Annotated in this window: 9 protein-coding genes; 4 read left to right on the top strand and 5 right to left on the bottom strand. The window is 66.2% G+C overall.

The features are described from left to right. Positions 1–385 precede the first annotated feature (385 nt). Positions 386–1,858, top strand: a complete 1,473-nt coding sequence (pyk, locus tag R6258_RS06955) for a pyruvate kinase (protein ID WP_318448939.1) — start codon at positions 386–388, stop codon at positions 1,856–1,858. Then, complete coding sequence (locus R6258_RS06950) at positions 1,855–2,340, top strand: methylglyoxal synthase (protein ID WP_318448938.1); 486 nt, start codon at positions 1,855–1,857, stop codon at positions 2,338–2,340. The genes pyk and R6258_RS06950 overlap by 4 nt, the downstream gene beginning before the upstream one ends. Before the next feature lie 108 nt (positions 2,341–2,448). On the opposite strand, the gene R6258_RS06945 is transcribed toward R6258_RS06950, so the two are convergent. The 4 genes from R6258_RS06945 to R6258_RS06930 form a co-directional block, all read right to left on the bottom strand. Beyond that, complete coding sequence (locus R6258_RS06945) at positions 2,449–4,893, bottom strand: DUF3141 domain-containing protein (RefSeq protein ID WP_318448937.1); 2,445 nt, start codon at positions 4,891–4,893, stop codon at positions 2,449–2,451. 274 nt (positions 4,894–5,167) lie between these two features. After that, positions 5,168–5,554: a DUF533 domain-containing protein gene (locus R6258_RS06940; protein ID WP_318448936.1), complete on the bottom strand. Its 387-nt coding sequence runs from the start codon at positions 5,552–5,554 to the stop codon at positions 5,168–5,170. 156 nt (positions 5,555–5,710) lie between these two features. Continuing rightward, complete coding sequence (oadA, locus tag R6258_RS06935; RefSeq protein WP_318448935.1) at positions 5,711–7,513, bottom strand: sodium-extruding oxaloacetate decarboxylase subunit alpha; 1,803 nt, start codon at positions 7,511–7,513, stop codon at positions 5,711–5,713. A gap of 39 nt (positions 7,514–7,552) precedes the next feature. Continuing rightward, positions 7,553–8,968 carry an acetyl-CoA carboxylase biotin carboxylase subunit gene (locus tag R6258_RS06930; RefSeq protein ID WP_318448934.1) on the bottom strand — a complete coding sequence of 472 codons (1,416 nt, stop codon included), beginning with the start codon at positions 8,966–8,968 and terminating at the stop codon, positions 7,553–7,555. 178 nt (positions 8,969–9,146) lie between these two features. On the opposite strand from R6258_RS06930, the gene R6258_RS06925 reads away from it, so the two are divergent. Next, the gene (locus R6258_RS06925; RefSeq protein ID WP_318448933.1) at positions 9,147–10,142 is read left to right on the top strand and encodes a LysR family transcriptional regulator; all 996 of its coding nucleotides are present in this window, start codon (positions 9,147–9,149) and stop codon (positions 10,140–10,142) included. A gap of 111 nt (positions 10,143–10,253) precedes the next feature. Continuing rightward, entirely contained in the window at positions 10,254–11,306 is a 1,053-nt protein-coding gene (gene lipA, locus R6258_RS06920; protein WP_318448932.1) for a lipoyl synthase, read from the top strand. 64 nt (positions 11,307–11,370) lie between these two features. On the opposite strand, the gene lipB is transcribed toward lipA, so the two are convergent. Further along, positions 11,371–12,072, bottom strand: a complete 702-nt coding sequence (lipB, locus tag R6258_RS06915; RefSeq protein WP_318448931.1) for a lipoyl(octanoyl) transferase LipB — start codon at positions 12,070–12,072, stop codon at positions 11,371–11,373. Positions 12,073–12,085 lie beyond the last annotated feature (13 nt).

Genomic DNA, 12,085 nt, shown 5'->3' with positions numbered 1-12,085 from the left:
TACCGAACGCGAACGCCGGTGACAAAATGCGCTTACCCTACCCCAGCCATTCGCTTGGCGCCAGTCGCTGCACGGCGGCGCGTTCGAGTCGGGTCCGGCGCGGGTTTTCATGACACTAGCCGCGCTGCCAGGCATCGCGCAAGCTCGTGTCGACGACCGGCATGATCCCGGCCTGCCTTTAACCGGACCTGTCGGGACATGGTCGCGGACGGCTTTCACGTTAGGCGGCAACGTGCTGTACTATGATGTAGTAAAATGACTACATGTTGTCGAAGGCACGAGCCGCCGGGCTTTCATAAACGGCTTTGCGCGCAAAAAAGCTTTGCATGGCGGTCGATCGTTGCCACCTTTACAGAGACAGTACCCGAGCAGTAAGGAGCTTCTCATGCCGGACGCCTTGCACGGCCACGCCCCCCTTCGCCGCACCAAGATCGTCGCCACCCTGGGCCCCGCCAGCGATCGCGAGGGCGTGCTCGACGAACTCATCCGCGCCGGGGTCGACGTGGTGCGGCTGAACTTTTCGCACGGCTCGCCCGAGGATCACCGCCGCCGCCTGAGCGAGGTGCGCGAGGCCGCCGAACGTCACGGCCGCAGCGTCGCGGCGCTCGGTGACCTGCAAGGCCCGAAGATTCGCATCGCCCGCTTCGCCGACGGTCCGGTCACGCTCGTCGAGGATCAGACCTTCATCCTCGACGTGTCGCTCGAGCGCGATGCCGGCGACGCCACCCAGGTCGGCTGCGACTACAAGACGTTGGCCGACGACGTCAGTGCCGGCGACGTGCTGCTGCTCGACGACGGCCGCCTCGAGCTGGAAGTGGTCAAGGTCGAGCCGCCGCGGGTCCACACCAAGGTGCGCGTCGGCGGCAAGCTGTCCAACAACAAGGGCATCAACAAGCAGGGCGGCGGCCTGTCGGCGGCGGCCCTCACCGACAAGGACCGCGAAGACCTCAAGACCGCCATCGACATCGGCGTCGACTATCTCGCCGTATCGTTCCCGCGCTCGGCGGCCGACATGCAGCTGGCCCGCGAACTGCTCGGCGAGGCCGGTGCCGAGATCGGCCTGGTGGCCAAGATCGAACGCGCCGAGGCGGTCGCCGATCCCGAGGTGATGGACGACATCATCCGTGCCTCCGAGGCGGTGATGGTGGCGCGCGGCGATCTCGGCGTGGAGATCGGCGACGCCCAGTTGATCGGCGTGCAGAAGCGTCTGATCCAGCGCGCGCGTAGCCTCAACCGGGCGGTGATCACCGCCACCCAGATGATGGAGTCGATGATCACCTCGCCGCTGCCGACCCGCGCCGAGGTGTTCGACGTCGCCAACGCCGTGCTCGACGGCACCGATGCGGTGATGCTCTCCGCCGAGACCGCCGCCGGCGATTATCCGGTCGAGACCGTCGAGGCGATGCAGCGCCTGTGCCTGGGCGCCGAGCGTGAACGCAGTATCCAGGAGTCCAAGCACCGCATCCACGAGGACTTCACCCGGATCGACGAAACGGTGGCGCTGTCCGCCATGTATGCCGCCAACCATCTCGCCGGCGTGGCGGCGATCGCCTGCATGACCGCCACCGGCTACACGCCGCTGATCGCGTCGCGGATCCGCTCGGGCCTGCCGATCGTCGGGCTGGCCCACAGCCCCATCGCCCAGCGACGCATGGCGCTTTATCGTGGCGTGGTCTCGCTGCCGTTCGACACCACCGACATCCCCGCCGAGGAGCTCGACGCCCGCGCACTGCGACTGCTCCGCGACCGCGGTATCGCCGAGCCCGGCGATCACGTGATCCTGACCCGCGGCGATCACATGAATGCCCACGGCGGAACCAACTCGATGAAGATTCTCGACTTGGAAGCGCTGGCATGAACGGTGTCGTTACCGGCCCCGAGCGCCCCAGGCGCCAGGTACAGCGGACGCTGCCGGCGCGAAAGCGCATCGCGCTGATCGCCCACGACGCCAAGAAGGCGGAGCTGCTCGAATGGGCCGGACGCTGGCGCGAGACCCTCGCCGGTCACGAGCTGGTGGGTACCGGGACCACCGCCAAGCGCGTTGCGGCGGCCTTGGGGCTCACGGTCGAAGGCTTGATGAGCGGTCCGCTGGGCGGCGATCAGCAGATCGGCGCACGCATCGCCGAACAGCGCCTCGATCTGCTGGTGTTCTTCTGGGACCCGTTCTCGCCGATGCCTCACGACCCCGACGTCAAGGCCCTGCTGCGGCTGGCCGCGCTGTGGAACATCCCGGTCGCCTGCAACGCCGCCAGCGCCGATTTCATGATCAGCTCGCCCCATCTGGCGCAAGATTACGACATCTACACGCCCGATGCCGGCGATTGGCTGGCCGCACGCTGAATCCGGCATGTTCCGGGCGGCCCTGAGCCACGCAAAACGCCCTGACCCGTGCTACGGGTCAGGGCGTTTTCCGAGCGCCTCGTTACACCGGCCAGCCGGCGCGTATCATCAGCTGTCGTCGCTACCCGACGACTTATCGCCACGTTGGGCGGACGGACTGGCCGTCCCGCGCCGTCTGCTCTTCGAGCCGCGTCCCTGGGCCTTGCCGCGCTTGGTCGATGCGCTGCCGGCCGCCGGTACTTCGCTCGCCGCCTCGGCCCTTGAGGCACTTGTAGACGCGGCGCTATCGCCGATCGGCTTGGTTGGGAGCGTATTGGCACCATCGCCGCTTTGCCGTTCGACCGCCGGCTCGGGTGCCGTTTCCGGCTTGGCCCGCCCGAACAGTTCGCGCACCCGTTCGAGTCGAGCCTGGGTACGCTCGGATAGCGGCGCACTGGCTGCGACCACATCCTCGATATGCGCCAAATGCGCATCGATGGCTTCCGCGCCCTGGCCCGCGAGCAGCCTCGGCAGTGCCTCCAGCGCCGCCAGCGAATCCAGCTTGAGAATGAAGAACTGCTCGCGCACCAGCGCCTTGAACGCGGTCAGGTCGATATCCGGCTCGATCTGGGCACGGGTCTCCTTGAGCCGCTGAAAGTTGCGCTCGTCGGTGGACGGCGCGCCACCGAGCACGAAGATCAGCGCGCGCATCACCGCGTGGTGGCTGTCGCCCTCGGCGATCTTCCCGCGCAACGCCTCCATGCGCTGGGCGATGAAGCGGCTGTGCTCGGGCTCGAGCCCCGGGCGGCGATTGGGCACCTCGCCACGATCGACACCGAGCCCGGCCAACGTCTGCAGCCAGGGCTGACCGTAGGTCTTCAGAAACAGCTTTTCGATGCCCTGGTCGCGCACATCGCGGAAGGCGTTCAGGGCGTTGACGATCTGGTCCGAGACCATGCCCTCGGCGACCCGGAACGGGTTGTCGTTGCCGACCGGGGCGCGGTTGGCCTTGACGAAATCGGCCATCACCGGCAGCGGAACGCTGGCCGGATTGCGATCCGAGAGCAACTTGTAGCCCAGCCGGATGGGGTGCATGCGGCGTATCCAGCGCGCCGCCTCGGGGGTCATGATCGCCTGCATCCAGGGCTGCGCATAGCGCTGGTACAAGCCCAGGTTGATCTCCGAGACCCTGGCCAGGGTGGCGAAGCGCCGCTCGTCCTCGTGAAGCGGCTGGACGATGGCATTGATGTCATCGAGATCGCGCGGGGTGAATTCGAGCAGGTAATCGCCATCGACATGCTGCGGTGCGGACTCGCCGGCGGGACGCTCGTTGACCGTGGTTTCGTAGAGCCCCGGCGGCAGGATGTCGATGTAGTCCATGTTCGCCGTGAACTCGGTATGCTCCTTGCGCGAGACGCTGCCCGAGACGAAGATGCCCAGATGACCGGTGGTGTCGTGGACGCAATAGACGATGGTCTGTCCGTTGGCCTGGATGTCGTCGACACTGCCGTAGAGGTCGGGAATCCAGCCCAGCGCCTGGGGCGGCGGCGTGATGTCGTCGCCCTTCGAGCAAAACACCACGATCGGCGAGCGCACGTTGCGCAGATCGATGCGTCGACCGTCGCTTGTCTGCAGTTGGGCGCTGCTCAAGCGATTGCCGATGAACAGGTTGTCGACGATGTACTGGATTTCGGCGCCGTCCAGGACCACGTGTCCGCCCCACCAGCGTTCGAACTCCAGATAGCGATGCGCCTCGCTGTCGACGTTGGCGAACAGGTTGTACTGCTTGCTCCACAACGTATTGGCCGGGTTGAGCTTCTCGAAATTCTGCACCAGCCAGGCGCCATCGAAATTGCCCGCCCCCAGGTCGCTGGCGAAGACGGTCAGCCAACTGCCGCCGAGCATCCCGCCGGAGTAGCGCATCGGCGCCTTGCCGCGCTCGCCGGCCCAGTAGGAGAGCGGCGCACCGGCGATCAGGATGGGCCCGAAGCAATCGGGCTCGAGCGCCGCGGCCATCATCAGTTGCCAGCCCGCCTGGCAGTTGCCGACGACCATCGGCTTCTCGTCGGTCTGGGGGTGACGCTCGATGATCTGACGCAGGAAATGTGCCTCGGCCTCGACGACGTCCTCCACCGTCTGCCCGGGTACCGGAAACGGCAGGAAACCGATGAAGTAGCAAGGGTGACCGGCACGCAGCGCCACGCCGATCTCGCTATCGGGCTTGAAGCCACCGATACCCGGCCCATGGCCGGCGCGCGGATCGACGACGACGAACGGACGCATGTTGTCGTCGATGACCACGCCCTCGGGCGGCAGCACGCGCATCAGCTCGTAATTCACCGGGCGCGACAGGTCACGCCCGTCGGACAGCATCTCGGTCTCGAAGCCCAGTACGCTGGGGCGGGTCTTTTCCATGTGCTCGAGGTACTGGTTTCCTCGCTGTCGCATGACGTCCAGATAGAGCACGCCGCGCTCGGCGGTGTCACGCCAATAGTCGATGGCGGCGCGACCGATCCCTAGCGGATCCCAAAAGGTCGAGGCCGCCTGCGCCATGGAGGCATAAAGAGGCAACATGGTGAAAGCTCCCGTGGTGGCTTTGCTGCACTGCAAGATAAGGGTAACGCCATCTTGCTCGTCATGCAGCCAACAAAAGCATTCGATTGCGGGTTCATTTCGGGTCATGACGGGCCGACTCGCCTGCGGCAACGTCAGAAATAGGTCTGGATGGCCAGGAAAGGCGGAGGCGCGACGCTCGGATTACGGGCGTCACGCCAGGGCGGGATACAGCGTCAGGAGCGGACGCCGAACACCGTCGGCGACCGCCCGGCAATGAAAGCCAGTTGCGCGATCAAGGCACCTGCGGCGGCTCGGCGTCGTCCTGCTGCGTCGCGAAGGATCCGACCGGCTTCCCGGCGACCGGCTTCCCGGCGACCGGCGTCCCGGCGACCGGCGTCCCGGCGGGCGGAGCGCCATCGTCGGACCGCGTCCCCACGAGGTCCTGCGAGCGCAACGCGGCACGCTCGCGTTCGCTGCGCGCCTGCCAGGCCAGCGCTCCGACCCCGGCCACGACGCCGTATTTGAGGGCCTTGCCGAGCACGCCACGCCCGTGGCGGCTACTCAGCAACAGCCCGAGCGCACCGCCCATCAGCGCGCTGCGGCCATCGACGCGGCGCGCCTGGCTGTACCATTGGTCGACCAAGCGGGCCAGCTCGTCACTACGGTGCTTGTCATCCATGCTGTCTTCTCCAAGGTGGGCGGACGAATGCTTATCCTTAACTACTAGCCGGCCCAGCGCCAGTTGCAAGTCCGGCGACACGCCGCGGCTCGACGAGCATAGCCGTACGGGCCCGCCCGTCACTCGTCCGCAACCGCCTTGGGCGGGTGGCGCGACTCAATCGATCTCGATCAGCACTTCGCCCGGCGTGACGCGATCGCCCCGCGAGACATGGACCGCCTGCACGGTGCCGCTCACCCGGGCATGGACCTCGGTCTCCATCTTCATCGCCTCGGTGACCAGCACCGGCTGGCCGGCCTCGACGCTATCGCCGACGGCGACCAGTACATCGACGATGTTGCCCGGCATCGACGTGGTGACGTGCCCCGGCGCGCTGGCCTTGGCACGCCCCGGCGTCGCGGCGCCGACATAATCGTCTTTGGCCTCGAAGACTACTTCCTCGGGCATCCCGTCGAGGGTCAGGTAGACCTGGCGCTTGCCGCCGGTATTGCGTCCCACGCCGGTGATCTGCACTTCGTAGGACTCGCCGTGCACATCGATCACGAACTCGGTCGGCACGCCCTCGGTCGCCGGGCGCCCCGGCGCGGCATCGGGCGCGGGCAACGGCTCGGGACTGAGAGTGCCGTCGCGACGCCCCTGCAGGAAATCGCGTCCCAGTTCGGGGAACATGGCGAAGGTCAGCACGTCCTCCTCGCTCTCGGCCAGCTCTCCGGTCTCGCGGCCCAGGCGCTCCATCTCGGGCGCCAGCGCATCGGCCGGGCGCCCCTCCTCGACCGGCTGGTTGCCGATCGCCCGGCGACGGATCTCGGCGTCGACCTCGGCCGGCGGCTGGCCGTAGCCCCCCTGCAGGTAGCGCTTGACCTCGTTGGTGATGCTCTTGTAGCGCTCGCCGGTGAGCACGTTCATCACCGCCTGGGTGCCGACGATCTGCGAGGTCGGCGTGACCAGCGGCGGGTAGCCAAGGTCTGCGCGCACCCGCGGAATCTCGGCGAACACCTCGCGAATCCGCGATAGCGCGTTCTGCTCCTTGAGCTGATTGGCCAGGTTGGACATCATCCCGCCGGGCACCTGGTTGATCTGCACCGAGACGTCCTCGCGGGTGAACTCGCTCTCGAAGGCGGCGTACTTCTTGCGCACCTCGCGGAAGTAGTCGCCGATCTCCTGGAGCGCCTCGAGATCCAGGCCGGTGGCGTAGTCGGTGTCCTGCAGCGCGGCGACCATCGATTCGGTCGAGGGATGACTGGTGCCGCCGGCGAAGCCGGAGTTGCAGGTGTCGATGTGCCGACAGCCCGCCTCGATCGCCTTGAGATGACACAGCGACGACAGCCCCGAGGTGGCATGGGCATGCAGGTGGATGGGCACCTCGACCGCCTCGACCAGCGCCGCCACCAGTCGTTCGGTGGCATAGGGGGTCAACAGGCCCGCCATGTCCTTGATGGCGATCGAGTCGGCGCCCATGTCGACCAGCCCGCGCGCCTGCTCGACGAACATCGCCAGGGTATGCACCGGGCTGACCGTGTAGCACAACGTGCCCTGGGCGTGCTTGCCGCTGGCCTTGACCGCGCGCATCGCGGTTTCCAGGTTGCGCAGGTCGTTGAGCGCGTCGAACACGCGGAATATATCGACGCCGTTGTCGGCGGCCTTGGCGACGAAGCGCTCGACCACGTCGTCGGCGTAATGCCGATAGCCCAGCAGGTTCTGGCCGCGCAGCAGCATCTGTAGCGGCGTGGCGGGCAACGCTTCCTTCAGCGCACGCAGCCGCTCCCAGGGGTCCTCCTTGAGGAAACGCACGCAGGCATCGAAGGTCGCCCCGCCCCACATTTCCAGCGAGTGGAAGCCGATCGCATCGAGCTTTGGACAGATCGGCAGCATGTCCTCGGTGCGCAGGCGGGTGGCGATCAATGACTGGTGGCCATCGCGCAGCACGACGTCGGTGATGTTGACGCGTTCGGGTTTCATCCAAGACTCCTTATTATCCGCTGTTTATAACCCACTGTTTTATAAACCACTGTGGGCGGCGATGGCGGCGGCGATGGCCAGCGCGACCTCCTCGGGGTTGCGCTTCACCGAGTAGTTGAGCAGTTCCGGGTGCGCCGGGACGAAGCCGGTGTCGAACTCGCCGCGCCGGAAATCCGGGTGGCGCAGGATCTCCTGGTAATAGGGCGCGGTGGTCTTGACCCCCTGCAGGCGCATGTCGTTGAGCGCGCGAATGCCGCGATTCAGCGTCTCCTCCCAGGTCAGTCCCCAGACGATCAGCTTGAGGCACATCGAGTCGAAGTACGGCGGGATGGTGTAGCCGGTATAGATCGCGGTATCGGTGCGCACACCCGGGCCACCCGGCGCGTAGTAGCGGGTGATCCGGCCGAACGACGGCAGGAATTCGTTCTTGGGGTCTTCGGCGTTGATGCGAAACTGGATCGCATAGCCGTGGTGGCGGATATCTTCCTGGCGGAACGCCAGTTTCAGGCCGGCCGCGACGCGGATCTGCTCGCGAACGATGTCGACCCCGGTGATCGCCTCGCTGATGGTATGCTCGACCTGGACCCGGGTGTTCATCTCCATGAAGTAGATTTCGTTGCCCTTGACCAGGAACTCGACGGTTCCGGCATTCTCGTAGCCCACCGCCTCGGCGGCGCGCACTGCCAGTTCGCCGACGTAGGCGCGCTGCTCGGGAGTCAGCTGAGGACTGGGGGCAATCTCGATCAGCTTCTGGTTGCGGCGCTGGATCGAGCAATCGCGCTCGAAGAGGTGAATGACGTTGCCCTGGCGATCGGCGAGTATCTGCACCTCGATGTGCTGCGGCTCGACCACGCACTTCTCCATGAACACGTCGGCGCTGCCGAAGGCCTTGGTGGCTTCGGAGATCACCCGCTCCCAGGCCTGGCTCAATTGGGCGGCGTCGTCGCAGCGGCGAATGCCCCGCCCGCCGCCCCCGGAAGTGGCCTTGAGCATCACCGGATAGCCGATCGACTCGGCCAGCGCCAAGGCTTCGTCGCAACTGGCCAGGTTGCCCTCGGAGCCCGGCGTGACCGGCACGCCGGCCTCGCGCATTGCCGCACGCGCCGCGGTCTTGTCGCCCATCTGCGCGATCACCGCAGCCGATGGGCCGACGAAGGCGATACCGGCCTCGCTGCAGATTCGCGCCAGATCGGCATTTTCCGAGAGGAAGCCATAGCCGGGGTGGATGGCGTCGCAACCGGTCTCGCGGGCCAGGTCGACGAGACGCTGCGGATCGAGATAGCCGGCCAGCGGGTCGTCGCCGACGAAGTGCGCCTCGTCGGCGCGCTTGACGTGCAGCGCGAAGCGATCGGGCTCGGTATAGACGGCGACCGAGCGGATGTCCATCTCGGCACAGGCGCGCACGATACGCACCGCTATCTCGCCGCGATTGGCGATCAACAGTTTCCGGAACACAGGCGGTCCTCCCGGGTTGCGTCCACGGTGGCCATGCGAAACACTAACGGGTTGCTCGCACGCGGCAGCGACCGTGTTGGGTGTGCATTTACGCTACCCCGAGGGCCACCAATAGAAAAATTGATATTTTTTTGCCAACCTATAAGGGACGGCTTATACCTCTACTGCGGAAATCGCCATGTCGCGTCCCCATCTGCTCAATCGTCTGACCTTTCGCCAGCTCCAGGTCTTCCAGGCCGTGCATCGCCAGCAGTCCTATTCGCGTGCCGCGGAGCAACTGGGCCTGACCCAGCCGGCGGTCAGCGCGCAGATCCGCCAGCTCGAGCAGGCGCTGGAACAGCCGTTGTTCAAGTACGCCGGCAAGACGCTGCATGTGCTGCCCGCCGCCGATGCCCTGGCGGCCACGGTCCAGTCGATATTCGGTCAGGTGTCGAGCCTGCAGATGGAACTCTCCGAGCTGGCCGGGACCATTCGCGGCGAGCTCAACCTGACGGCGGTATCTACCGCCCAATACGTCGTGCCGCATATCCTGGCGCGGTTTCGCGCCCGCTATCCCGAAGTACAGATCCGCCTGCACGTGTGCAATCGCGGCCAGGCCCTGGAGCGTCTCGCCGAACGCCGCGACGATCTGGTGTTGATGGGCATGGTGCCGGATGACGCCAACCTGGCGTTCATGCCGATCCTCGACAATGAAATGATTCCCGTGGTCTGGCCCGGCCATCCCCTGCTTACCGACGACAGGCCCTCCTTCGAGGATTTCGCGCGCCACTACGTGTTGATGCGCGAGCCCGGCTCGGGCACCCGCACCGCCTTCGAGGAGTACGCCTCCCGCGAGCGGGTCTCGCTGGCGCACACCATCGAGCTGGGTACCAACGAGGCGATCAAGCAGGGCGTCATGGCGCATCTCGGGGTGTCCGTGCTGCCCCGCCTGGCGGTGCAGTTGGAGCTGGCCTCGGGTCTGCTGGCCTCGCCCGCCCTGCCCGGCTTTCCGCTCAAGCGCTCGTGGTGCGCCGTATATCCCAAGGATCGCTATCCGACCCCGGTGACCGAACTGTTCATGCGCTTTTTGCGCGAGCTGCTGCCCGAGCTGAACGCGCACTTCAAGGCGCCGCTCGAACCGATGCCCGGCCACTCGGTGGTCTGCCTGCCGCTGCCCGTCACCCACGGCGGCTGATGTGATAGCCCTGGGGTGAGTGTGGTAAATTGAGCCCCATAGACGCGCCGAGCAGGGCATTAATGTGCAGCCCACCTCGCCGAGCAGGCCGATTAGAGAGTCAGGTCCGATATGAGTGATAAGTCTTCGCAGTCCGTATCCAGCGGTGAGAAGTACCGCAACGAACGCGGCATGTCCGTGATCAAGGACGGCATGAAGCAGCGCAAGCAAGCTGAAGAGAGCGCCGCCACCGGGCGCAAGCCGCCCTGGCTGCGCATCCAGATGCCGGGGGGCGAACGTTTCGATGCGGTCAAGCGCAACGTCAACGAGCATCGCCTGAGCACCGTCTGCGCCGAGTCCCACTGCCCCAACATGGGGGAATGCTGGAGCAACGGCACCGCCACCATCATGCTGATGGGCTCGGTATGCACCCGCGCCTGTCGTTTCTGCGCCGTGGATACCGGCAACCCCAGAGGCTGGCTGGATCACGAAGAGCCCGAGAACACCGCCAAGTCGGTCGAGCTGATGGGCCTGCGCTACATCGTCCTGACCTCGGTCGATCGCGACGATCTGGACGATGGCGGCGCCGCCCACTACGCGGCCTGCATCCGCGCCATCAAGACGCGCACCCCCGAGGTGGTGGTCGAGGCGCTGACGCCGGATTTCGACGCTCGGGAACCGGACGTGGAAGCCGTGGTGGATTCGGGGCTGGAAGTCTTCGCCCAGAACGTCGAAACCGTGGAACGGCTGACCTCACGGGTTCGCGACCCCAGGGCCGGCTACCGCAAGACGCTGGACGTACTGGCCCACGCCAAGCGCCATCGTCCGGACGTGCTGACCAAGACCAGCCTGATGCTGGGGCTGGGCGAAACCGACGATGAGATTCTAGCTACCTTCGACGATCTCAGGGCCATCGGCGTGGATATCGTGACACTCGGCCAGTACCTTCGCCCCACCAAGAATCATCTGCCGGTGGAACGCTGGGTCACCCCGGACGAGTTCGAGCGCTACCGCCAACTGGGGCTCGAAAAGGGCTTCATGGAAGTGGCCGCCGGTCCGCTGGTTCGCTCCAGCTACCGGGCCGACCGGGTGTTCGAGAAGAACAACCTGGGGCTCGCCGCACCCGCCGCGGTGCCGGGTCAGGAACCCGACCCCGATATCATTCCCGCCATCAATGTCGGCTAGGCGCGCTGTTCGGGGGCGCTCTGCTTGGGCGGCTTTAAAAACGGCCTGACCGGCGCCTGCCCGGTCAGGCCGAGGCCTTGCTCGATAGCCCCTGCGCCAAGCAGTGCGCGGGCAATTCGCCGGGCATTGCCGCCTCGGTGTCGCGGCCCAATAACCGGGCGAGATGCGCGACCAGGCGCTGAGCCACCGCTGACAAGCAAGGCCCCTCCACGAAATCGGCAAGCCGGACCATCCGCATCCCTGCATAGCCACAGGGATTGATGCGCTGGAAGGGCGCCAGGTCGCCCGTTACGTTCAGCGCCACTCCATGAAAGCTGGCCCCGCGCCGAATGCGCAGGCCCAGCGAAGCGATCTTGGCCTCGCCGACATAGACTCCCGGGGCGTCGGGGCGCGCATGGGCCTCGATTCCCTCGTCGGCCAGCACCCCGACCACCGCCTGCTCCAGGGCGGTAACCAGATCGCGTACGCCTATCTTGCCGCGCCGCACATCGAGCAGCGGGTAAAGGACCAGTTGTCCGGGCCCATGGTAGGTGATCTGGCCACCCCGGTCGGTCTGCACGACCGGAATATCGCCAGGCATCAGCAGATGTTCCGGCTTACCCGCCTGGCCCTGGGTAAAGACCGGCTCGTGCTCCACGACCCAAAGCTGATCCTGGGTCTCGGCATCACGGGTATCGGTCAGCTCGCGCATCGCCTGCCATACCGGGAGATAAGCTTGGCGACCGAGCTGAAACACTCTTATCGGCGCCGTCGACGCTTCGTCCATCACGACTCCAGGG

Origin of the sequence: Halomonas sp. HP20-15 (assembly GCF_033446685.1) — a bacterium.
GTDB lineage: Bacteria > Pseudomonadota > Gammaproteobacteria > Pseudomonadales > Halomonadaceae > Modicisalibacter.
The sequence above is the reverse complement of the archived record's forward strand: the minus strand, read 5'-3'. Positions and strand labels throughout refer to the sequence as shown.